The 21,233-nt window shown below is 59.8% G+C and carries 20 protein-coding genes; 11 read left to right on the top strand and 9 right to left on the bottom strand.

Features of this window, described 5'->3' with window-relative positions:
- Positions 1-54: 54 nt before the first annotated feature.
- The 3 genes from C7J97_RS07500 to C7J97_RS07490 all read right to left on the bottom strand — a co-directional run bounded on the left by C7J97_RS07500 (position 55) and on the right by C7J97_RS07490 (position 2,821).
- Positions 55-318: an HPr family phosphocarrier protein gene (locus C7J97_RS07500; RefSeq protein ID WP_112091379.1), complete on the bottom strand. Its 264-nt coding sequence runs from the start codon at positions 316-318 to the stop codon at positions 55-57.
- Between the two features lie 282 nt (positions 319-600).
- Positions 601-1,254, bottom strand: a complete 654-nt coding sequence (locus C7J97_RS07495; protein WP_113992472.1) for a DUF4830 domain-containing protein — start codon at positions 1,252-1,254, stop codon at positions 601-603.
- A 127-nt stretch (positions 1,255-1,381) separates the two neighbouring features.
- Complete coding sequence (locus C7J97_RS07490; protein WP_113992471.1) at positions 1,382-2,821, bottom strand: GH25 family lysozyme; 1,440 nt, start codon at positions 2,819-2,821, stop codon at positions 1,382-1,384.
- A gap of 391 nt (positions 2,822-3,212) precedes the next feature.
- On the opposite strand from C7J97_RS07490, the gene C7J97_RS07485 reads away from it, so the two are divergent.
- The 9 genes from C7J97_RS07485 to C7J97_RS07440 all read left to right on the top strand — a co-directional run bounded on the left by C7J97_RS07485 (position 3,213) and on the right by C7J97_RS07440 (position 14,074).
- Complete coding sequence (locus C7J97_RS07485) at positions 3,213-4,271, top strand: PTS sugar transporter subunit IIC (RefSeq protein WP_113992470.1); 1,059 nt, start codon at positions 3,213-3,215, stop codon at positions 4,269-4,271.
- A 662-nt stretch (positions 4,272-4,933) separates the two neighbouring features.
- Positions 4,934-6,166 (top strand): argininosuccinate synthase, encoded by a 1,233-nt coding sequence (locus C7J97_RS07480; RefSeq protein WP_113992469.1) that lies wholly within the window; start codon positions 4,934-4,936, stop codon positions 6,164-6,166.
- A gap of 134 nt (positions 6,167-6,300) precedes the next feature.
- Positions 6,301-7,701 (top strand): argininosuccinate lyase, encoded by a 1,401-nt coding sequence (argH, locus tag C7J97_RS07475; protein WP_113992468.1) that lies wholly within the window; start codon positions 6,301-6,303, stop codon positions 7,699-7,701.
- Complete coding sequence (gene argC, locus C7J97_RS07470; RefSeq protein WP_113992467.1) at positions 7,698-8,639, top strand: N-acetyl-gamma-glutamyl-phosphate reductase; 942 nt, start codon at positions 7,698-7,700, stop codon at positions 8,637-8,639. The genes argH and argC overlap by 4 nt, the downstream gene beginning before the upstream one ends.
- A 33-nt stretch (positions 8,640-8,672) precedes the next feature.
- On the top strand, positions 8,673-9,902 hold the full coding sequence (gene argJ / locus C7J97_RS07465) for a bifunctional glutamate N-acetyltransferase/amino-acid acetyltransferase ArgJ (RefSeq protein WP_113992466.1): 1,230 nt from the start codon (positions 8,673-8,675) through the stop codon (positions 9,900-9,902).
- A 16-nt stretch (positions 9,903-9,918) separates the two neighbouring features.
- Complete coding sequence (gene argB / locus C7J97_RS07460; RefSeq protein WP_113992465.1) at positions 9,919-10,773, top strand: acetylglutamate kinase; 855 nt, start codon at positions 9,919-9,921, stop codon at positions 10,771-10,773.
- Between the two features lie 319 nt (positions 10,774-11,092).
- Positions 11,093-12,295: an aspartate aminotransferase family protein gene (locus C7J97_RS07450; protein WP_113992464.1), complete on the top strand. Its 1,203-nt coding sequence runs from the start codon at positions 11,093-11,095 to the stop codon at positions 12,293-12,295.
- Positions 12,292-13,206 (top strand): ornithine carbamoyltransferase, encoded by a 915-nt coding sequence (argF, locus tag C7J97_RS07445; protein WP_113992463.1) that lies wholly within the window; start codon positions 12,292-12,294, stop codon positions 13,204-13,206. Before C7J97_RS07450 ends, argF begins: the two co-directional genes overlap by 4 nt.
- 631 nt (positions 13,207-13,837) lie before the next feature.
- Positions 13,838-14,074, top strand: a complete 237-nt coding sequence (locus tag C7J97_RS07440; RefSeq protein ID WP_112121438.1) for a hypothetical protein — start codon at positions 13,838-13,840, stop codon at positions 14,072-14,074.
- A 187-nt stretch (positions 14,075-14,261) separates the two neighbouring features.
- Here C7J97_RS07440 and C7J97_RS07435 read toward each other — a convergent pair whose 3' ends face one another.
- From C7J97_RS07435 to C7J97_RS07425, 3 genes are all read right to left on the bottom strand, one after another.
- On the bottom strand, positions 14,262-14,555 hold the full coding sequence (locus tag C7J97_RS07435) for a GIY-YIG nuclease family protein (RefSeq protein ID WP_113992462.1): 294 nt from the start codon (positions 14,553-14,555) through the stop codon (positions 14,262-14,264).
- The gene (locus C7J97_RS07430; protein ID WP_113992461.1) at positions 14,539-15,369 is read right to left on the bottom strand and encodes an MYG1 family protein; all 831 of its coding nucleotides are present in this window, start codon (positions 15,367-15,369) and stop codon (positions 14,539-14,541) included. The genes C7J97_RS07435 and C7J97_RS07430 overlap by 17 nt, the downstream gene beginning before the upstream one ends.
- A gap of 335 nt (positions 15,370-15,704) precedes the next feature.
- Positions 15,705-16,340, bottom strand: a complete 636-nt coding sequence (locus C7J97_RS07425) for a phosphoribosyltransferase (RefSeq protein ID WP_055186688.1) — start codon at positions 16,338-16,340, stop codon at positions 15,705-15,707.
- On the opposite strand from C7J97_RS07425, the gene C7J97_RS14835 reads away from it, so the two are divergent.
- Both C7J97_RS14835 and C7J97_RS07420 read left to right on the top strand, forming a co-directional pair.
- Positions 16,330-16,683 carry a hypothetical protein gene (locus C7J97_RS14835; protein ID WP_147232753.1) on the top strand — a complete coding sequence of 118 codons (354 nt, stop codon included), beginning with the start codon at positions 16,330-16,332 and terminating at the stop codon, positions 16,681-16,683. The two genes, C7J97_RS07425 and C7J97_RS14835, sit on opposite strands and share 11 nt — an antisense overlap.
- Positions 16,684-16,722: 39 nt before the next feature.
- Positions 16,723-18,090, top strand: a complete 1,368-nt coding sequence (locus tag C7J97_RS07420) for an MATE family efflux transporter (protein ID WP_113992460.1) — start codon at positions 16,723-16,725, stop codon at positions 18,088-18,090.
- Positions 18,091-18,145: 55 nt separating this feature from the next.
- On the opposite strand, the gene C7J97_RS07415 is transcribed toward C7J97_RS07420, so the two are convergent.
- The 3 genes from C7J97_RS07415 to C7J97_RS07405 all read right to left on the bottom strand — a co-directional run bounded on the left by C7J97_RS07415 (position 18,146) and on the right by C7J97_RS07405 (position 21,116).
- Positions 18,146-19,417 (bottom strand): ATP-grasp domain-containing protein, encoded by a 1,272-nt coding sequence (locus C7J97_RS07415; protein ID WP_113992459.1) that lies wholly within the window; start codon positions 19,415-19,417, stop codon positions 18,146-18,148.
- 128 nt (positions 19,418-19,545) lie between these two features.
- Positions 19,546-20,304 carry an esterase family protein gene (locus C7J97_RS07410; RefSeq protein ID WP_113992458.1) on the bottom strand — a complete coding sequence of 253 codons (759 nt, stop codon included), beginning with the start codon at positions 20,302-20,304 and terminating at the stop codon, positions 19,546-19,548.
- A gap of 41 nt (positions 20,305-20,345) precedes the next feature.
- Positions 20,346-21,116, bottom strand: a complete 771-nt coding sequence (locus C7J97_RS07405) for an alpha/beta hydrolase (RefSeq protein WP_113992457.1) — start codon at positions 21,114-21,116, stop codon at positions 20,346-20,348.
- Positions 21,117-21,233 lie beyond the last annotated feature (117 nt).

The raw sequence follows: 21,233 nt of genomic DNA, 5'->3' as shown, positions 1-21,233 counted from the left end.
TGTCAAAAAAGCCCCCGCAGTTTTCCCGCGAGGGCTCGGCTTTTAAGCCGCGGCTCAGACGTTCTCGCTCAGGAACTTCTGGATGGCCTCTGCGGCTGCTTCTTCATCATCGCCTTCGACCTTGATGGTCACGGTCTCGCCCTGCTTGACGCCCATGCCCATCAGAGCCATCAGCTTGCGCATATCGCAGCTCTTGCCGTCCTTCTCGAGGGTAGCGGTGCTTGCAAAGCCCTTCACGGTCTTGACCAGCAGACCGGCGGGACGGGCATGGATGCCGCAGGCATCCTTAACAGTGTACTGAAATTCCTTCATAATCATTTTCTCCTTACTTGATCCCTCTGCCCGGACTGCACATTCAGCCCCGGAACATGGCTTTGCCAATGGGGATTGGTATACTACTATTATAAACCCGTCCCGGTATTTTTGCACCGTTTCATATTGCCGATTTTTACAAGAATTTTTTGTTATATTTGAACATACGGATGCTACAAAAATCCGTGTTTTGCCTAATTTTTGCCGAATCGTTTGTAAAAACTAGGCAGTTTGTGCAACTGCCGGACAAGAGCTTAAAAAAGGTCGTTTTTCCCCCGGATGCCGTCCCTATTCCACGGGGTAGCCTTCTGCGTCCAGCGGCAGCTCGGTGTAGGGGGCTGCCTGCGGGGCGGCTTCGGGCTCTGTCTCCGGTTCGCCGGAAGTCTGCTGTGCGGTGCTGTTGGTCAGCTGCTCGTCGTGCCGCTCGCCCCAGTCGCCGCTGTAATCCTCGCCGGAGGTCTGCTTTGCCAGCTCGTTCTGGGCGTCCTGCAGCCCCAGCACCGTGCCGGAGGGCTTTTCCAGCAGATACGCGCCCACGGCTTTCTTTTTGTACACCAGCAGCACCCCGTAGCGGCTGGTCTCGCCGTTGCTTGCCGCCGGGAGCAGCGCCGACCATTTTTCCACCGTTTTGCCCTTGTAGCGGGCAAGATCCATGCCGCTTTGCTGCACCACCCCGTTGAAAGCGGAAAAGCTGTCGTCCCACCTGCGGGGAATTTTGACCTTATCCGCCGTGATGGACGCGCCGTCCACCTCCAGCCCGTAGCCGGTGAACCATGTCTGGATGTCCTGTGCGCTCTCGATACGGTTCACCGGGGCAGCCACCGCCACCGTCCGGGTACTGATGAACCGCCCCAGCATGGCGCTGAACACCACCAGTGCGCAGCACGCCGCCCCTGCTCCCAGTTTTTTCAGGCTCGTCTTGCTCAGTGTTACCACAAACATATCCCCATGCCTCCCCGCCATTTGCGCTTGCATACTCTGCCACCAGCTTATGCACAAAAACAGGGAAGTATGATAAAAACACCCCCGGTCAGGGCTTGCGCCGCTGACCGGGGGTGTTTAGTCTCTTTTACCCGATATAGCTGATATTGGCGTCCAGCTCGCCGCTGTAACCGTTGATGCGGGCTTTCTCGGTGCCCTGCCACAGATCGCAGCCGATGGGGCTGGAAGAGACGCCGTAGTGGGCGTTCCAGATGGTGTAGCGGCTGCGCAGGGTGTTATAATCCACCCGCTTGCGGTACCATGTGGTGGAAGCGTACACGCCGGGCTTGTAGCCCAGTTCCTTTACCCGCTCGCAGAAGGCGATGGCGCACTTGGTGCGGTCCTCAGCGCCCAGACCGTCGGCGCGGCCGGTGCCGCCCGGGGCGGTGGAAGCCTCGGTGTCATAGAAAATGGGGTAGTCCAGCATCCGGCCGTTCAGCGCCCAGTTGCAGCCCTCGGCCTCCTCCTGCGCTTCGGCCTCGTTTACGGCCTGCGTAAAGAAATACACGCCAACCTTCAACCCCGCGTTGCGGGCATTGGTGAAGTGCTCTTCGAACATGGGGTCCTTGACCAGGTTTCCCGCAGCACCGTAGCCCCGGTAGCCGATGCGGATGATGACGAAGCTCACGCCGGATTTTTTGATCTTGTTCCAGTCCAGCCCGGACTGATACTTGGACACATCGATGCCAAAAGTCACATTGTCCTGTTTAACGCCGTTGGCATCGAAATAATACAGCTTGCCGTCAATGGAGCGCAGCCCGGTGACCTTTTTGTTGGTGTCCTGCGCGTAGTAGTAGGTCTTGCCGTTCTCGGTGCGCCAGCCGGAGTACACCGGCTCTTCTTCCCTGTCTTTGGTGCCGAACAGCCAGTTGAACAGCCACCGGAAAAAGCCGTTTTCATCGGTCAGGTCGATGCACTGCGCTTCGGCATCCTCCAGCGCGCCGGAATCCAGTGCCTGCTGGATCTGCTCCGGGGTCAGCAGCACGCTGCCCTCCGGGGTGTGCTGGCTGGCGGTATCGTTCTGGGCGGTGCCGTCCGCTGCGGGAGCCTGCGGGTCCTGTGCGGCCAGCTCCGGGGTCTCCTCCAGCAGCCGTGTGGGAGAGTTTTCCTCTTCCAGGGCGGTATCCTCAGCGGGCTGTGCCGGTGTTTCCGGCGTTTCAACAGCTTCTTCCGGTTCAGACGGGGCGGTTTCAGTGGTTTCCGGCTTTTCTGTCTGTTCCGGGGCGGGCGCAGTCTGCTGCGGCTGTGCGGCGCTTTCTGCTGCCGGCTCCGGGGCGGCGGTCACTATGCTCTCGGCTTCCGGGGCGGTGCAAACCTCCCGGTCAGCCGCTGCCGGGCTGCTTGCCTGCGGCGTCCCGGCGGTGATGTGGGGCACGACTGCGCCCACGGTCAAAGTTTCCGGCTGTGCAGACAGCAGGGTCGCTGCCCCTGCGCCGCCCACAGCCAGAACCAGCGCCATGGTCAGCGCTGCAACGGCTGCCGCCGCTTTGCGGCGGGCTGTGCCGGATCGGTCAAATCGTTTTTTCATCTGTCGTCTCTGCCTCCGAATCTCCCGGTGGTGCAGCGTAGCGCTGCCCGGGTCTTTGCCCCCTTGCCCGGGGCGGGCCTGCTTTTATTCCACGCCGCCCATGGATTCAGGATAAAAAGGACGGCGGATGATAACTTTACGTTTCCTCTAGTATACACCCGCACGCGGGGAGCAGTCAACGGCACAGCGGGCTTCTACACAAATTCTCCACCGGGGCAGTGTGTCGGAAAATGTTCCAAATGGAATACGTTCCGGTGGGGCAGAACATTGCACAAAGCCGAAATTTCACATTTTTTCCAGCAACCCCTTGCTGTCTTGACAGGTGTATGGTATGATACAGGGCATACGTTCGTAACTTTAACGATCTGTTTTGGATAGAAAGGCAAGTTTTATGTCGAAGCTGAAAGAATTTTTGGCGCGGAAGGATATCGTCATCTCTCCGCAGCGTTACCTCATTGACGCGCTGGGCGCAATGGCACAGGGTCTGTTCGCCAGCCTGCTGATCGGCACCATCATCAAGACGGTGGGTCAGCAGACCGGTCTTGCCCTGCTGGTGGATCTGGGCGGCTACGCCACTGCCATGAGCGGCCCCGCCATGGCCTGCGCCATCGGCTGGGCACTGCATTGCCCGCCGCTGGTGCTGTTCAGCCTGATCACCGTGGGCTACTCGGCCAATGCGCTGGGCGGCGCAGGCGGCCCGCTGGCTGTGCTCATCATCGCCATTGTGGCGGCAGAGCTGGGCAAGGCCGTGAGCAAGGAGACCAAGGTGGATATCCTTGTCACCCCGCTGGTGACCATCTTTGCGGGCGTCGGGCTGTCCATGCTCATCGCCGCCCCCATCGGTGCAGCCGCAAGTCAGGTGGGCACCCTGATCATGTGGGCCACCGAACAGGCTCCGCTGGTCATGGGCATTCTGGTGTCGGTCATCGTGGGCGTGGCGCTGACCCTGCCCATCTCCTCCGCTGCCATCTGCGCCGCACTGGGTCTGACCGGCCTTGCAGGCGGCGCTGCCGTGGCAGGCTGCTGCGCCCAGATGGTGGGCTTTGCCGTGATGAGCTACAAGGAGAACGGCGTGGGCGGCCTTGTCAGTCAGGGTCTGGGCACCAGTATGCTGCAGATGGGCAACATCATCAAGAACCCCCGCATCTGGATCGCCCCCACGCTGGCCAGTGCCATCACCGGCCCGCTGGCTACCTGCCTGTTCCACTTTGAGATGAACGGCGCAGCGGTCTCCTCCGGCATGGGCACCTGCGGTCTGGTGGGTCAGATCGGCGTTTACACCGGCTGGGTCAGCGACATTGCCGCCGGTACCAAGGCCGCTATCACCCCCATGGACTGGGCTGCCATGGTGCTGCTGTGCTTTGTGCTGCCCGCCGTGCTCAGCGTGGTGTTCTGCGCGGTGGAGCGCAAGCTGGGCTGGATCAAGGAAGGCGATTTGAAGCTGAACTAAATAGTTATAGTAAAACCACCGGAGCGTCTGCGGATGCTCCGGTGGTTTGTTTGTGGGGGGATGAACTCCCCCAGTCACGGCTGCGCCGTGCCAGCCCCCTCTGGGATGGGGCCTTTGGCATGGCGGCACAGTTTCCGGCTAAACCGCAAAGTTTGCCGCTACCGCTGAAGCCTTCCCCCCTTGGGGGGAAGGTGGCGCGCAGCGCCGGATGAGGGGTAATTTGCCGTAAGCTGCTGCTTGCCTGCGCCCTCATCCGTCTGCTCACTGCGTTCGCATCCACCTTCCCCCGACCGGGGGAAGGCTTTAGCGCACCCATAAGATTTATGGTTTGACCGCAAACTTTACCGCCGCGCCAGAGGCTCCCTCCCCGAGGGAGCTGGCAAAGCCGTCAGGCTTTGCCTGAGGGAGTCCCCGCAAAATCCCATGAAAAAATACACTCAGATTGCATAAAATACGCATATATTTAAAAATATTTGCATAAAGATACAGATTAAACCAAAAGAAAAGCGAAACGGGCGCTATGTTTGGCAGTTTTTAGCATTGACGGAAAACCCGCGCTGCGTATAATAAAAGCATCAACCGCAAACGAAAGACAGAGGATGCGAAGGGAAATGCGCATCAGAGAACAAAAGTGTATTTTTATTAAAAGGAGCGCGTTTATCATGAAAAAGGAAAACATCAAAAAAGTTGTGCTGGCTTACTCCGGCGGTCTGGATACCTCCATCATCATTCCCTGGCTGAAGGAAAACTACAATAACTGCGAGGTCGTTGCTGTTTCCGGTGACGTGGGTCAGGGCACCGAGCTGGACGGTCTGGAAGAAAAGGCCAAGGCTACCGGCGCATCCAAGCTGTATGTGCTGGACCTGAAGAAGGACTTTGTGGAGAACTACATCTTCCCCACCCTGAAGTTCGGCGCTAAGTACGAGGACTACCTGCTGGGCACCAGCTTTGCACGTCCGTGCATCGCCAAGGCACTGGCTGATATCGCCATCAAGGAGGGTGCAGATGCCATCTGCCACGGCTGCACCGGCAAGGGCAACGATCAGGTGCGTTTTGAGCTGACCCTCAAGGCACTGTGCCCGGATATGGCCATCATCGCTCCGTGGCGTGAGTGGGACATCGAGAGCCGTGACGAGGAGATCGACTACGCCGAGGCGCACAACATCCCCCTGAAGATCAACCGTGAGACCAACTACTCCAAGGACAAGAACCTGTGGCATCTGAGCCACGAGGGTCTGGATCTGGAGAACCCCGCCAACGAGCCCCAGTACAATAAGCCCGGCTTCCTGGAGCTGGGTGTCAGCCCCGAGCAGGCACCCGATGTTCCCACCTATGTGACCATTCACTTTGAAAAGGGCATCCCCACTGCCGTGGACGGCAAGGAGATGGGCGCTGTGGAGCTGGTGGAGTACCTGAATAAGCTGGGTGGTGCAAACGGCATCGGTCTGCTGGACATCGTGGAGAACCGTCTGGTGGGCATGAAGAGCCGCGGCGTGTACGAGACCCCCGGCGGCGCTATCCTGTACAAGGCCATCGACGTGCTGGAGACCATTACGCTGGATAAGGAGAGCGCTCACTTCAAGGCACAGCTGGCACAGAAGTACGCCGACATCGTGTACAACGGCCAGTGGTTCACCCCGCTGCGCGAGGCACTGGATGCCTTTGCCGACAGCCTGGAGAAGACTGTGACCGGCGATGTCAAGCTGAAGCTCTACAAGGGCAACATGATCAACGCCGGTGTGACCTCTCCGTACACCCTGTACGATGAGCAGACCGCTTCCTTCGGCGTCGATAAGGATTACGACCAGTCCGATGCCACCGGCTTCATCAACCTGTTCGGCCTGTCCATCAAGGAGCGCGCAAAGCTGTCCAAGAACTGGCCGGAGGTCAAGTAATCGCAACATTTTCGACTGCGTGTGTTTTCACACTTTCACACGCGGGTTCTCACACCGGCATCGTTGCCGGCGGCACCGCCGCAGGAGCGTTTTCCCCTGCGGCGGCTTTGCCGTTTTTATAAGGAGTTTATATTATGGCAGAACAACTCTGGAAGGGTCGGTTTTCCAAGGCGGTGGACAGCCGCGTCAACGACTTCAACTCCTCCATCCGCTTCGACCAGCGGATGATCGCGCAGGATATGCGCGGCAGCGGCGTCCATGCCGCCATGCTGGCACGGCAGGGCATCATCTCGGAGCAGGACTGTGCGGACATCCTCAGCGGTCTGGCTTCCATCGCGGACGACCTGTCCAGCGGTGCGCTGACCATCGACCCCGCCGCCGAGGACGTGCACACCTTTGTGGAGCAGACCCTGACCGCCCGCATCGGGGATGCGGGCAAGCGGCTGCACACCGGCCGCAGCCGCAACGATCAGGTGGCGCTGGATATCCGCCTGACTTTGCGGGATTACAGCAAGACCCTGCAGGCTTACATCGTGGAGCTGGTGCGGGTGCTGTGCAAAAAGGCTGCGGAGAATACCGCCGCCGTCATGCCCGGCTATACCCACCTGCAGCGCGCCCAGCCCATCACCTTTGGTCACGCGCTGATGGCCTACGCTTCCATGCTGCTGCGCGACCTTGACCGCTTTGCGGACGCCACCGCCCGCATGGACAGCCAGTGCCCGCTGGGCTCTGGCGCTCTGGCAGGCACCACCTACCCGCTGGACCGGGATTTCACCGCCGAAAAGCTGGGCTTTGCCGCCCCCTGCGCCAACAGTCTGGACGGCGTGTCTGACCGTGATTTCTGCATCGAGCTGGCAAGCGCCATCTCCATCTGCATGATGCACCTGTCCCGCCTTTCGGAGGAGATCATCCTGTGGTGCAGCTGGGAGTTCAAGTTCATCGAGCTGGACGATGCCTTTACCACCGGCTCGTCCATCATGCCCCAGAAGAAGAACCCCGACGTGACCGAACTCATCCGCGGCAAGACCGGCCGGGTGTACGGCGACCTGAACACCCTGCTGGTGATGATGAAGGGCCTGCCGCTGGCCTACAACAAGGATATGCAGGAGGACAAGGAAGCCATCTTTGATGCAGTGGATACCTTGGAACTCTGTCTCAAGACCATCACCCCCATGCTGGATACCATGAAGACCCTGCCCGCCAATATGCGCCGCGCCGCCGCAAAGGGCTTTATCAACGCCACCGACTGCGCCGACTACCTGACCAAGAAGGGAATGCCCTTCCGGGATGCCTACAAGCTGACCGGCTGCATGGTGTCGGACTGCATTGCCGCCGACAAAACGCTGGAAGAGCTGACCCTGACCCAGTTCCAGACCTACAGCCCGCTGTTTGAGGACGATATCTATGATGCCATCGACCTTGTGCACTGCTGCGAGGGACGCACCAGCTACGGTGGCCCCAGCGCCGCCAGCGTCCAGCGCCAGATCGCGCTGGCAACGGCGCGGCTGGACGCATGGGAGGAGGAAAACGCATGAAGGTAAAGGTATTTATTGATGGCTCTTCCGGCACCACCGGCCTGCGCATCGCCGACCGTCTGGCAGTCCGGCCGGAGATCGAGCTGCTGTCCATCTCTGCCGAAGGGCGCAAGGACGTGCACGAGCGGGCAAAGGTCATCAATTCTGCCGACCTTGCCTTCCTCTGCCTGCCGGATGCGGCTTCTAAAGAAGTCATGCCCCTGCTGCGCCCGGACGTGAAGGTGCTGGACACCTCCACCGCCTTCCGCACCGACGCCGCATGGGACTACGGCTTCCCGGAGCTGAAGGGACAGAAGGAAAAAATTCAGAACTCTTACCGCGTGGCAGTGCCCGGCTGCTATGCCAGCGGCTTTATCAGCATTGCCCGCCCACTGGTGGAGCTGGGGCTGGTGGCAAAGGACTACCCCTTTAGCTGCACCGGCATCTCCGGCTACTCCGGCGGCGGTAAAAAGATGATCGCGGACTACGAAAGCCCCGACCGCCCAGCGCACAGCAAGCTGGATGCGCCCAAAAGCTACGGCCTGAGCCTTGGCCACAAGCACCTGCCGGAGATGCAGAAGATCAGCGGCCTTGCGCACACGCCGATGTTCGTGCCGGTGGTGTGTGACTACTACTGCGGGATGCAGGTGCTGGTGCCGCTGGATCTTGGCCTTGCGGGCACCACTGCCGAAGCCGTAGCTGCCGCCCTTGCGGACTACTACAAGGACGCCGCCACCGTCAAGGTGCACGGCCTGAACGAGCCGCTGCCGGAAAACGGCCTGTACTCCAATGCCATGGCGGGCACCGACCGCATGGAGCTGTACCTGACCGTGAACGCCGCCGGAGATCAGATGATGCTGGTCTCGTTGTTTGATAATCTGGGCAAGGGCTCCTCCGGTGCCGCCGTCCAGTGCATGAATCTGATGCTGGGTCTGGAAGAGACCAAAGGGTTGGAATAAACTTGTTTTTCTTTGTGGGAAAGGAAAATCGTTATGCAGTATAAGAAAGTTGCGGGCGGCATCTGCGCGCCCAAGGGCTTTGCCGCCGCCGGTGTCCATTGCGGCATCCGGGCAAATCACAGCGAAAAATACGATCTGGCGCTCATCAAGGCCGAGGTGCGCTGCGCTGCTGCGGGCGTGTACACCACCAACAAGGTCTGCGGTGCGCCCATCAAGGTGGACCGCGCCCATCTGGCCGATGGCTATGCACAGGCCATTGTGGTAAACAGCGGCAACGCCAACACCTGCGCCGCCAACGGCGTGGCGCTGGCTGAGGAGTGCTGTGCCCTGGTAGGCAAGGCGCTGAACATTGACGAAAAGGACGTTCTGCCCGCCTCCACCGGCGTCATCGGTCAGCCCATGGTCATCGACCCCTTTGCCCGGGGAATCCCGGCGGCGGCGGAAAAGCTGGCTGCCACCGCGCAGGGCAGCACGGACGCCGCCACTGCCATCATGACCACCGACACCCATAAAAAGGAGTACGCCATCCAGTTCGAGCTGGGCGGCAAGGTGTGCACCGTGGGTGCCATCGGCAAGGGCAGCGGCATGATCGCCCCCAACATGGCTACCATGCTGGCGTTCTACACCACCGACGCCGCCGTCTCGCCCGCGCTGCTGGAAAAGGCGCTCAAGACCGTTGTGCCCGGCACCTATAACCAGATGAGCGTGGATCTGGACACCTCCACCAACGATACCCTCATCATCATGGCATCCGGTCTTGCGGGCAACCCGGAGATCTGCGAGGAGAACGCGGACTACGCCGCCTTTGTGGCAGCGCTGACCGCCATTGCAGAGCACATGTGCGCCGAGCACGCCGGAGACGGCGAGGGTGCCACCCACCTGATCACCTGCGAGGTGACCCACGCGCCCGACCTGAAAACCGCCCGCGCCGTCAGCCGCAGCGTGGTCTGCTCCAACCTGTTCAAGGCAGCGGTCTTTGGCCGCGATGCCAACTGGGGACGCATCCTGTGCGCCATCGGCTACACCCCCGGGGATTTCTCCATTGATAAAGTCTGCGTCTGGCTTTCCAGCAAGGCGGGCGAGGTGTATGTGTGCGAGAACGCCGCCTACCACCCTTACAGCGAGGACGAAGCCGCCAAGGTGCTGGCTGAGCACGATATTCTGGTCAAGGTGGATATGGGCACCGGCGATGCAAGCGCCAAGGCATGGGGCTGTGACCTGACCTACGACTATGTGAAGATCAACGGCGATTACAGAACCTGACAGGAGCGCGAAACAGATGAAAAACGAAGAAATGGCGCGGCTTTTTTCGGAAGCCACCCCTTATATCCAAAAGTACCATGGCAGGACCATGGTCATCAAGTACGGCGGCAACGCCATGATCAACGAGAGCTTGAAAAACGCCGTGATGAACGACCTTGTCACCCTGACGCTGCTGGGCGTGCGGGTAGTGCTGGTGCACGGCGGCGGGCCTGCCATCAACGAGATGCTCAAGAAGGTGGGCGTGGAGAGCCACTTTGCGGGCGGTCTGCGGGTGACGGACGATGCCACCATGGAGATCGTGCAGCAGGTGCTGGCCGGTAAGGTGAACAAGGACCTTGTGGCAAAGCTGCGCGGGCGCGGCGTGGGTCTGTGCGGCATGGACGGACAGATGCTCCGCTGCACCGAGCTGGACCCCCAGCTGGGTCATGTGGGCGAGATCGTCCATGTGGACGCCACCCTGATCGAAAGCCTGCTGGACGGCGGCTTTATCCCGGTCATCGCCACCGTGGGCATGGATGACCTCGGGCAGGCGTACAACGTCAACGCGGACACCGCCGCGGCGCAGATCGCTATTGCCCTCAAGGCCGAAAAGCTGGTGTCCATGACCGATATCGCGGGTCTGCTGCGGGATAAGGAGGACGAGACCACCCTCATCCCCGAGGTGGAAGTGACCGAGATCGAGGGCTACAAGTCCGCCGGCATCATTGCGGGCGGCATGATCCCCAAGATCGGCGGCATGGCGGATGCCATCTATCAGGGCGTGCACGAAGCAGTCATCATTGATGGCCGCGTGCCACACTCCATCCTGCTGGAACTGTTCTCCGACCGCGGCTCCGGTACCCGCTTCTACCGCCGCAGCCACCGCGAATAAAAAGATTGCGCAATCGCCGGCGGAAAGTTATAATAAAGGCAACGAGCCCGATCCGCTGCTGCGCGGCGGTTGGCATAATGCTGATGCTTTTATTTTAGCGGGCTCGCCCTCTCAGTCATCGCTGCGCGATGCCAGCTCCCCCAAAGTGGGAGCCCTTGGCAGTCCACGCAAGGTTCATCTTTTTGCCAAGGCCTCTCCCTTTGGGAGAGGTGTCACCGTAGGTGACGGAGAGGGCGAGGACGCTGCCCGTGTGCAGCAATGTTCCGAGCGTCAGCCGCAAGGCTTTGCGCAATCGCTCCATGTTACAGGAGGTACACCTATGGATTCTGAAAAAGTCATCAAGCGGGACAACGAGTACGTCCTGCACACCTATAACCGCAGCCCCATCGTGCTGGAAAAAGGCCACGGGCTGTACGCCGAGGGCCCTGAGGGACAGAAGTATCTGGACTTCACCAGCGGCATCGGGGTAAACAGCCTTGGCTACTGCGACCTTGCTTGGGCAGAAGCCGTGTCCCAGCAGGCACACAAGCTGCAGCACACCTCCAACCTCTACTATACCGCGCCCTGCGGCAAGCTGGCGAAAAAGCTGTGCAAGCGCACCGGCATGAGCAAGGTGTTCTTCGGCAACTCCGGCGCCGAAGCCAACGAGGGCGCCATCAAGGCCGCCCGCAAGTACAGCGTAGACCACTATGGCAAAGACCGCTACAACGTCATCACGCTGGTCAACAGCTTCCATGGCCGCACCCTTGCCACCCTGACCGCCACCGGGCAGGAGGTGTTCCACAACTACTTCGGCCCCTTCAACGAGGGCTTCCAGTACGTCCCGGCGGGGGATATCGAGGCGCTGCGGGAACTGGTAGACCGCCACACCTGCGCCGTGATGATGGAGCTGATTCAGGGCGAAGGCGGCGTGATGGCGCTGGACCCGGAGTATGTGCAGGCCGTGCGCGCTTTGTGCGACGAAAAAGACCTTGTGCTCATCGTGGACGAAGTGCAGACCGGCGTAGGCCGCACCGGCACCTTCCTGTGCTGTGAGCACTATAACCTCAAGCCGGATATCGTCACCCTTGCCAAGGGGCTGGGCGGCGGCTTGCCCATCGGCGCGGTGCTGATGAATGAAAAGGTAGCCGAGGGCATGGGCCCCGGCACCCACGGCTCCACCTTTGGCGGCAACCCGGTGGTCTGCGCCGGTGCCAACGTGGTGGTGGATCGTCTGGACCAGAGCTTCCTTGCACAGGTCAGCGAGCGCGCCGTACAGCTGCGCACCGGTCTGGCAAAGCTGCCCCACGTCAAGAACATTTCCGGCATCGGCCTGATGGTGGGCATCGAATTCTTTGACGTGCAGGCTGCGGATGTGCTGGCTGCCTGCCGCGAAAAGGGCTTGCTGGTGCTTACTGCAAAGACCCGGCTGCGTCTGCTGCCGCCGCTGACCGTCTCCGAGCACGAAGTAGACATGGCGCTGGAGGTGCTGGCCGAGGTGCTGGGCACGATGGAGCCGACGGCTCCGAAGGAGCAGGCATGAAAAATCTGCTGAAAATGAGCGACCTTTCCCCCGCCGAGCTAACCCACATTCTGGATGTGGCAGACCAGCTGAAGGCGGACTGCAAGGCGGGCCGCACCGAGCCGCTGCTGGCGGGCAAAAGCGTGGCGTTGCTGTTCTCTAAAGCGTCCACCCGCACCCGCACCAGCTTTGAGGTGGGCGTGTACCAGATGGGCGGCCTTGGCAACTACATGAACACCGCCGAGCTGCAGGCCGGGCGCGGCGAGCCCCTGCGGGACACTGCCCGGGTGCTGGGGCGCTACTACGACTGCGCCGTCTGGCGCACCTACCGCCAGCGGGACTTGGAGGAGCTGGCGGAGCTTTCCGGCATTCCGGTGATCAACGGCCTGACCGACTACGCACACCCCTGTCAGGTGCTGGCTGACCTGATGACCATTCGGGAGCGCCGGGGCACGCTGGCAGGGCTGAAGCTCTGCTTTGTGGGTGACGGCAGCAACATGGCCAACAGCCTGATCGTGGGCGGCCTTTTGGCGGGGATGCAGGTATCCTGCGTCTGTCCTCCGGGCTACCGCCCGGCAGCGGATGTGCTGATGTTTGCCCACAAATACGGCGATGCCTTCCACCTGACCACCGACCCCGCCGAGGGCCTGCGGGATGCGGATATCGTGGCCACCGCCGCGTGGAACACCACCGCCCCCGGCACTGCCGAGAGCGAGCAGCGTCTGCGGGATTTTGTGGGCTTCCAGCTCACCGGCCGTCTGCTGGAAAACGCAAAGCCCAACGCGCTGGTGCTGCACTGTCTGCCCGCCCACCGGGGCGAGGAGATCTCCACCGCCCTGTTCGAGCAGCATGCGGACGAGATCTTTGACGAGGCGGAGAACCGTCTGCACGTCCAGAAAGCCGTGCTGGCGGTGCTGCTGGCGGGCAAGTAAAACGATTTTGAATGCCCGCCGCTATCGGGTTGCGGCACCCAGCATCCGCATCGTGCCTTGGGCGGCACGCGCGTCTTGCTGGCCGCTGCCCCAACAACTCCTCCCTGTTTCCGCCGCTGGCGGCGGTCGTCGTTGCACTTTGGGCATAAAGAGCGGAAAGAGTATTTTTTATTTGCAGTTCCGAAACGCCTGCGGGCGTTTCGGAACTGCTTTTTTATGGGAGAGATTGCGGTGGAAAGCCTCTCAGGCGCACATTCGTTTGCAACCCTTTTTTTGCGTCCCAAAAGGGTGCGCAAGGGCTTTTTTGGGGTTTTTCAGGGCGATTCGATGCATTTCAGGGGCCATTCACGCAGAATTGCTCTACTTTTGCCGCCGTTCGTGGTATACTACAGACACAGAGCAGTGCTCTGTTCAATATGCCATTCCCGTAATTCCTATAGAGCAGAAAACCGTCCGGTAACCGCAAACCGGGCGGTTTTCTGTTTTTTGCGGGTGCGTGTGGTGCACCGGGTCGTTTCAGCGCATTTGCGGGGCGATTCGTGTCCAAAACCGTCCAAAGCGGGCAAAACGTGGTACACTGGGTACAACAAAAGCGCCCGGCTTGGAGGGCGCTTGAGAAGGAGAGAATCTTATGCAAAAACGGCTCATCAGCATGGTTCTGGCGCTGAGCATGGCACTGACCGCAATGCCGCTGCCCGCCCTTGCCCAGAGCGCCCCGCCCGACACCGCCAAGGCAGCCCGCTGGGCTGTGGAGGCCGGGCTGCTGCCCGACATGGGCGAGGGCGCCTTTACGCCCGGCAAGCGTGTGACCAAGGTACAGGTCATCCGCGCATGGAACCGGCTGAAAAAGCTGGGTCTGGCGAAATAACAATTGCCATCTCCCGATCGATCCTTTCCAATAAGCGCAGCAAGGCCGTCCGGCATTCGCCGGACGGCCTTGCTGCATTGCCCCACCCGTGAAAATGGGATAGCGGAGCGTCCGCAGACGCTCCGCTATCCCGAAAATTAAAATAATTCTTCCGCTGAATATGCCCAAAGCGCAGCGGAGGGCATTTTCAATCGTTCTCCACCCCGGGGCACCCGGCGGTGCGCCATGCGGCGCACAGTACCTCTTTTTCCGGCTTGGAGAGCTTTTTCAGGGCGGCTTCCCGGCGCAGGGCGGTGCGTTTGTCCGCGCAGCGCTCCAGATAGGCAAAGCCTACCGCGCCGTGGGCGCGGGTGTAGCGGGCACCCTTGCCGCTCTGGTGCGCTTTCAGCCGGGCGGCGGGGTGGTTCGTCCAACCGGTGTACAGCTGCCCGCCGGTGCAGCGCACCATATAGACGTAGGCGACGTCAGGCAAGGCGTCCATTGTTTTTCAACACCTGACGGCAGGCGGCAAGGGCGGTCTCCTTGTCCTTGGCGGTGATGAGGAAGCGGCTGGCGTGGCAGAAGCTGATGCCCGGGATGCCACTCTTCTGCTCGATGACCTCCTGCGGCTGCCCCGCCCAAGACTGGGGAAAGGGCAGCTTGGACTTTTTGGTCTTGTGGTCGGTGACGCACTGGGCGCTCCACCCGCCGCGCTGGCTGGGGTACACCACAAACAGAGCATCAGTCTTGTACAGGCCGTTTTTCCACGGCAGATAGCAGGGCAGCACCACGATGCCGTCGCGGGAGCTGCGGTAGGCCTGCTGCACTTTTTCGTCCGCGCGGTTCACGGCGTTGGCGCTGTCGATCTGGTTTTCCAGGATCTGCTTTGCCACAGCAACCGCCTTGAAAAAGCAGCTGTCCTGATCCTCCTTGGAGTCCCACACCGGGTTGAAAAAGCCAATGGCATCGCACAGGCTGTTCTGCTCGCCGGTGTTGTCGTTCAGGTCCAGCGGCTGGATGAAGTTTTCGTCAATGAGCCGCGCCTGCCGCTCGCCCACAAGGCCGGGGCCCAGCACCCGCCACAGCAGGCCAAAGGCCGCGTAAGGCACGCCGTTGGCGCGGTACTCCCGGGGCTCCTGATGGTGGTCGAACATCCCAAAGCCGATATCGTACACGATGCCGTAAAAATCGTCAGGCACGGTAAAGCCGCGGGTGATCTTGATATCCGGGCGCAGAATTTGCAATAGCGCCGTAGCAAACACGTCATCGGCATGGAACTTGCCGGCGTGGGTAAAACCGTTTGCGGGAATTTTCATGGACTTGATACCTCGTTCTCCTAGTTTCGTCTGGTATCAGTATAGCACAATCCCGCCCATGGGACAACAAAAAGGAACGGCGGCGCTGCCGTTCCTTTTGTGTGGGACGATTTGGAATGCGCTTCCACTGGAAGCGGCGTTGTAGATGCCGTTTGCCTTTACGACCCCTCCCGTGAAAATGGGATAGCGGAGCGTCCGCAGACGCTCCGCTATCCCGAAATAAAAATAATATTTCCGCTGAATATGGCTAGAGCGAAGCGGAAGCCATTTTTGATCGTTCTGCAACAAAAAGGCTGCTGCACAGCGGTTTGTGCAACAGCCTATAACAGTTTTGCTTACAGCGCCGAGTAGCCGAAGCTGTTCACCAGCGCGTCAATGTGCTGCCCGGCCTTGCACAAGGGGCAGTCGCGGGAGTCGAAGCTGGCGTAATCCGGCAGGCTGGTGGGGTCGAAGATAGAGGTGACCGGGTAGCCAAGGCACTCGTGGGTGGTGGCAAAAATCGCCGAAAGCCCAGCCACGATGCCGCCGTAGTAGTTTACGGCTTCCACGGCTGCCTGAATGGTGTAGCCGGTGGTGATGGATGCGGCCAGAATGAGGACGTGCTTGCCCTTGACCATGGGAGCAAGATTATCCCGCAGAATGATCTGGCTGCCGGAGGTGTATTCCGGCGTGACGATGTAGATGGTCTTGTGGGCGTTCATATTGGTAAAGCCGTCCTTGGTCAGCTCGTTGGCAAGGCAGGTGCCAATGACCTGCGTGCCGTCCAAGCAAAGCACGGTATCCACGATGGTGCTGTGCTGATAAGCGCTGACCAGCTCCTTTGCCACGGCTTTTGCCTCGGAAAGGCGGGTCTTTTGGGTGGTCACGTCGATGTAATAGTTGATGTGGCTGTGGCTGGTGGCAAAATGTCCCTTGGCCACCCGCAGGAACAGTTCGCTTTTGCTGGTGGGAAGCTTGACCATGTTGATCATTGTACAGCACTCCTTTTTTCACCGGGCGCAGCTGCGCCGCAAAATACAAAACAGCGCGGCAACCCGTTCCGGTCGCAGCGCTTATTTTTCTTCTCTGCCTCTTTATTGTACTGAAAAATGCCGCTGTGCACAAGACACAAACCTGACGAAAAACCTTGCTTTTTTACAGACATATCGCCGAAAACTTGGATGCAAAGGCCGCTGCCGCCCGGAATGCCGCACCGCAAAGGGGGCACAGCGGCAAGCCCGGCGCTATGACAGGGGAGAAGTGTGCCTTTTTGCGCAACACGGAAAATTTTGCAAAAAGGGACTGGTATTTTTGCGGGTTTTGAGTATAATATAAGAGATAGTTCAAATTTGAAGTAAAAGGAGAATCACATCCATGGCACAGGCAAAACAGGATATGGGTTCCGGCAGCGTAAAAAAGCTGATGCTGCAGCTCATGATCCCGGCGGTCGTTGCACAGGTGGTCAACCTGCTGTATAACATCGTGGACCGCATTTACATCGGACATATTGCCGGCATCGGCGCGGCAGCGCTGACCGGCGTGGGACTGTTCACCCCCATCCTTATGCTGCTGAACGCATTCGCCATGCTGGTGGGCGCGGGCGGCGCACCCCGCACCGCCATTGCGCTGGGACAGGGCGACAAGGAGCAGGCGGAGAAGATCATCTCCAACAGCTTTACCATGCTGCTGCTCTTTTCGGTGGTGCTGACCGTGGTGTTCTACGCCGGAGCACCCACCCTGCTGCGGCTCTTTGGTGCCAGTGACGCCACCCTGCCCTATGCGCTGAGTTACAGCCGCATCTACATTCTGGGCTCGGTGTTTGTGCTGCTGGTGCTGGGCATGAACCCCTTCATCACCACGCAGGGCTTTGCCAAGACCAGTATGCTTACCACCGTCATCGGTGCGGTCATCAACATTATTCTCGACCCCATCCTGATCTTTGGTCTGGGTCTGGGCGTGCGGGGCGCTGCCATTGCCACCGTGCTCAGTCAGGCTGTGGGCGCGGTGTGGATCCTGCACTTCCTCACCGGCAAAAAGACCATCCTGCGCCTGCGCAAGGACTATATGCGCCCGGAAAAGAAGGTCATTCTGCCGGTGATGGCGCTGGGCGTCTCCACCTTTGTGATGATGTCCACTGAGAGTCTGCTGTCCATCAGCTTCAGTTCCAGTCTGGCGCGGTACGGCGGCGACGTGGCTGTGGGCGCCATGACCGTCATCACCAGCGCTTCCCAGCTGTGCACCCTGCCCATTCAGGGCATCTGTCAGGGCGGTCAGCCGGTGATGAGCTTCAATTTCGGCGCGGGCAAAAAGCTCCGCGTCAAGGAGGCGTTCCGCTTCCAGCTGCTGCTGTGCAGCTGCTACACCTGTCTGTTCTGGCTGCTCATGATGCTGGCGCCGGGGGCTGTGGCGGGCATCTTCACCTCGGATACGGCGCTCATTTCCTACACCACATGGTCCATGCGCATCTACATGGCCGGTATCTTTGCCATGGGCTTCCAGATCGCCTGTCAGCAGAGCTTTATGGCGCTGGGTCAGGCCAAGGTCAGCCTGCTGCTGGCCTGTCTGCGCAAGATCATTTTGCTGATCCCGCTCATCTTCATCCTGCCGCACCTGCTGCCGGACCCGGTATTCGGTGTTTTTCTGGCAGAGCCGGTCAGCGATATTCTGGCAGCCACCATTACCACCATCACCTTCTTCTCCCGCTTCAACGGTATTCTGGAACGGGGCGCTGCGAAGGTGTAATGAAATAGAACAAGCCCGGAAAGTCTGCGGACTTTCCGGGCTTGAATTTTTGGCTTTAAACGGCCTCCGGCTCACCAAGAGCCAGTACTTTCGTCAGCTCGGCCTGCACCTTTGCGTTGGTGGCATCGGTGACGGCCAGCACATCGGAATAGAACTTTTCCATCTCGTCACGGGTGGAGAAGGTGGCCACATACATCTGGTTGCCCATGGCACCGGACAGGGCCTCGGGGATGCGGTCTACCATGCGCATGTTGTCCTGATACTTCTGCATCAGCTGCTCGTGGCTGTAAACGAAGCTCTTGCCGTCCCGGCGGCCGGCAAAGGCGCAATAGTAGTGCTCACCCACCGGCATATCGGTGCCGCCGAAGGCAATCATGTCCGCCCAGATCTTGTACACGTTGGTGGAGCGGGCAAAGTCGATCATGTCCGGGGTAAAGCCGCCGCAGGGACGCATGTTGACTTCCAGCGCCACGATTTGACCCTTTTTGCCCATGCTGGACTGATTCTCGGTCATGCGGAAGAACTCGAAGTGGACAAAGCGGCTCTTCACCCCAAAGCTCTTGACGGCGGCACGGCCCGCAGCGCGGGTGTCCTCCGGCAGATCTTTGATGATGTAGTAGATGGAGTTATCGTCGTTGTTCACGATGTCCATGATGGATACCGGGCTCACGTTGCCCGCCTCAAAGATGGGGTTGCCGTGGGCGTCAATGATGGCATCGTAGCTGTTCACCTCGGCACGGACGAACTCCTCCATGATGTAAGCCACATCCGGGTGCTCTTTTTCCTTGTAGGTCAGAAATGCCTCCAGCTCCTTGTCGCTGGAAAGGCGGTGGGTATCCGAAGCGCCCACGCCATTGTCCGGCTTGACCACCACCGGGTAGCCCACCTGTTCCACAAAGGCCTTGCAGCCTGCAAGGTCATCCACCATGTGGTAGCGGGCGGTGGCGATACCGGCCTTCTGATAGTACTCCTTCATCTTGCTCTTGTACTTGATGCGGGGCATATCAGAGGTCTGGAAGCCGCTGGTAATGTGGAAATCGGTGCGCAGGGCGGCATCTCGCTCCAGCCAGTATTCATTGTTGGACTCCAGCCAGTCGATGCGGCCATACTTGAAGGTGAAAAAGGCCACGGCGCGGTATACCTCGTCGTAGTTTTCCAAGCTGTTCACCTTGTAGTACTCGTTCAGGCTTGCCTTCAGCTCCGGCTTCAGCTCCTCGTAGGGCTGGTCGCCGATGCCCAGCACGTTCAGGCCGTTGTTTTTCAGCTCCCGGCAGAACTGCCAGTAGTTCGTGGGGAAGTTGGGGGAGATAAAAATAAAGTTCTGCATAGTATTTGTTGATTCCTCTTTCCGTTACCTCTATGATTGCAATGCCCCTGCGGGGCGGGACAGATTTTAATATTGGGAAACAACGGCGCGTCCATGGACGCGCCGTTGTGCCATTTTCACAGGATGGGTCACTGCTGGCCCAGAACGTAGGGCATATAGTAGGCCACCTGCTTGTACCACCAGTTCCAGTCGTGGTTGACATCGTGACCCCACAGGTCTACCCAGATGGGGATATGCTTTGCCTCAAAGATGCGCTTGAGCAGCCATGTGGTGTCCGGCTGTTCCCAGTCGCCCTGACCGCAGCAGATAACGGCCTTCTGGCTGCGGAACAGCTGCATATAGGGGTGATCCTCCGGGAAGTTCTTCATGTAGTCCACGGGGGAGTTCATGTACACCAGCTCGTCCATATAGTCGCCAAAGCCGTAGTGAGCAGTGTAGATGCCGCTGAGTGCCAGACAGCCGCAGAAGATATCCGGGCGGCGCAGGTACAGGTTTACCGCGTGGGTGGCGCCCAGACTGCACCCGAAGGCGATGATGCCGGGCAGGTCGCTCCAGCCGTTGCGCTGCTGCGCCAGATGCTGAAGCATCGGAGCGACCTCGCGGGTGATGTAGCGCAGCCACTGCTCATAGCGGCGGATGCGCCAGTAGGGGTTGCCCTGCGCGTCCGACCAGGTTTCCTGATCCATGGTGTCGATGGAAAGCACCATGATCTGCCCGGACTCGATCCACGGGGCAAGGGCATCGGTCATGTGGAAGTTTTCAAAATCGAAGAATCGACCGTCCTGACAGGGGATATACAGCATCGGGCGGCCTGCATGGCCGTAAAGCTTGCACTCCATATCCCGTCCCAGTTCCGGGCTGTACTCCTTGAAATACTGCATCTCCATGGTGTTTCCTCCTTTGGTGTGGTGATGGTGTCACCCTTCTTTTATTCCTCCACCTCATACAGCAGGGTGTGGAACACGAAGGGCAGCTGTTTTTCCCAGCTGGCCTCGCAGTGGGTGCCGCCGGGCACGATGCGGCTGGTCAGGTGGATGCCCCGGGTCATCAGCTTGCCGCTCAAGTTGGAAAACTCCCGGCGGATGCCATCGTGGTTGCCCATCTCCCGGGAGCCGTAGTCCATGTACAACACCGTGCCGGGGGCAAGTTTTGCGCGCCCCACAAGGCCGGAAAGCTTATCCGGTGCCACCCAGATAGAGGGCGACAGCGCTGCGGCGCGGCTGTAAGTATCGTTATATTGCAGCAGGGCGTACAAGCTCATCAGTCCGCCCATGCTGCTGCCGCCGATAAAGGTATTTGCCCTGTCCGGCAGGGTGCGGAAATTCTGGTCGATCAAAGGCTTGAACCGGTGGACGAACCAGCTCATGGTGGCCTGTCCCTTGCCGTCAAAGTGGCCGTAGGTGGGGTCATCGAAGCGGTAGGGGGAATACTCCACCAGACGCTCGTTGTTCGCCCCGGCGTTGCACTCGATGGCCGCCACGATCAGCGGGGTGTCGGTATAGTCCAGATAATCTGCCACGCCCCAGCTTTTGCCGTAGGTGGCATCTTCGTTGAAAAACACGTTCTGCCCATCGAACATATACAGCACGGGAAACCGGCGCTCCGGCTGTGCCTCGTACATGGTGGGCAGATAGACATACGCCCGGCGCTGTTCGGTGCCGTTGACCGCCGGGTAACTCATGCTCCATTTTTTGATCATGGTGCTTCTTTCCTCTCAAATCTTCCTGCAAGGGGCACAGGCGGCAAGCCCACGCCCTTTATAGGTAGTGTAGCACCATGCGGCGGGAATTGCAATGATTATAGAGCAAAGGGACTG

Origin of the sequence: Faecalibacterium prausnitzii (assembly GCF_003324185.1) — a bacterium.
In the GTDB taxonomy this organism is placed as follows: domain Bacteria; phylum Bacillota; class Clostridia; order Oscillospirales; family Ruminococcaceae; genus Faecalibacterium; species Faecalibacterium prausnitzii.
The sequence above is the reverse complement of the archived record's forward strand: the minus strand, read 5'-3'. Positions and strand labels throughout refer to the sequence as shown.

Bases quoted from the DNA above. Each gene is read 5' to 3' on its own strand.
- C7J97_RS07500 (WP_112091379.1), bottom strand. From the start codon at position 318: ATGATTATGAAGGAATTTCAGTACACTGTTAAGGATGCCTGCGGCATC.
- C7J97_RS07495 (WP_113992472.1), bottom strand. From the start codon at position 1,254: ATGTTTGTGGTAACACTGAGCAAGACGAGCCTGAAAAAACTGGGAGCA.
- C7J97_RS07490 (WP_113992471.1), bottom strand. From the start codon at position 2,821: ATGAAAAAACGATTTGACCGATCCGGCACAGCCCGCCGCAAAGCGGCG.
- C7J97_RS07485 (WP_113992470.1), top strand. From the start codon at position 3,213: ATGTCGAAGCTGAAAGAATTTTTGGCGCGGAAGGATATCGTCATCTCT.
- C7J97_RS07480 (WP_113992469.1), top strand. From the start codon at position 4,934: ATGAAAAAGGAAAACATCAAAAAAGTTGTGCTGGCTTACTCCGGCGGT.
- argH (WP_113992468.1), top strand. From the start codon at position 6,301: ATGGCAGAACAACTCTGGAAGGGTCGGTTTTCCAAGGCGGTGGACAGC.
- argC (WP_113992467.1), top strand. From the start codon at position 7,698: ATGAAGGTAAAGGTATTTATTGATGGCTCTTCCGGCACCACCGGCCTG.
- argJ (WP_113992466.1), top strand. From the start codon at position 8,673: ATGCAGTATAAGAAAGTTGCGGGCGGCATCTGCGCGCCCAAGGGCTTT.
- argB (WP_113992465.1), top strand. From the start codon at position 9,919: ATGAAAAACGAAGAAATGGCGCGGCTTTTTTCGGAAGCCACCCCTTAT.
- C7J97_RS07450 (WP_113992464.1), top strand. From the start codon at position 11,093: ATGGATTCTGAAAAAGTCATCAAGCGGGACAACGAGTACGTCCTGCAC.
- argF (WP_113992463.1), top strand. From the start codon at position 12,292: ATGAAAAATCTGCTGAAAATGAGCGACCTTTCCCCCGCCGAGCTAACC.
- C7J97_RS07440 (WP_112121438.1), top strand. From the start codon at position 13,838: ATGCAAAAACGGCTCATCAGCATGGTTCTGGCGCTGAGCATGGCACTG.
- C7J97_RS07435 (WP_113992462.1), bottom strand. From the start codon at position 14,555: ATGGACGCCTTGCCTGACGTCGCCTACGTCTATATGGTGCGCTGCACC.
- C7J97_RS07430 (WP_113992461.1), bottom strand. From the start codon at position 15,369: ATGAAAATTCCCGCAAACGGTTTTACCCACGCCGGCAAGTTCCATGCC.
- C7J97_RS14835 (WP_147232753.1), top strand. From the start codon at position 16,330: ATGTTGATCATTGTACAGCACTCCTTTTTTCACCGGGCGCAGCTGCGC.
- C7J97_RS07425 (WP_055186688.1), bottom strand. From the start codon at position 16,340: ATGATCAACATGGTCAAGCTTCCCACCAGCAAAAGCGAACTGTTCCTG.
- C7J97_RS07420 (WP_113992460.1), top strand. From the start codon at position 16,723: ATGGCACAGGCAAAACAGGATATGGGTTCCGGCAGCGTAAAAAAGCTG.
- C7J97_RS07415 (WP_113992459.1), bottom strand. From the start codon at position 19,417: ATGCAGAACTTTATTTTTATCTCCCCCAACTTCCCCACGAACTACTGG.
- C7J97_RS07410 (WP_113992458.1), bottom strand. From the start codon at position 20,304: ATGGAGATGCAGTATTTCAAGGAGTACAGCCCGGAACTGGGACGGGAT.
- C7J97_RS07405 (WP_113992457.1), bottom strand. From the start codon at position 21,116: ATGATCAAAAAATGGAGCATGAGTTACCCGGCGGTCAACGGCACCGAA.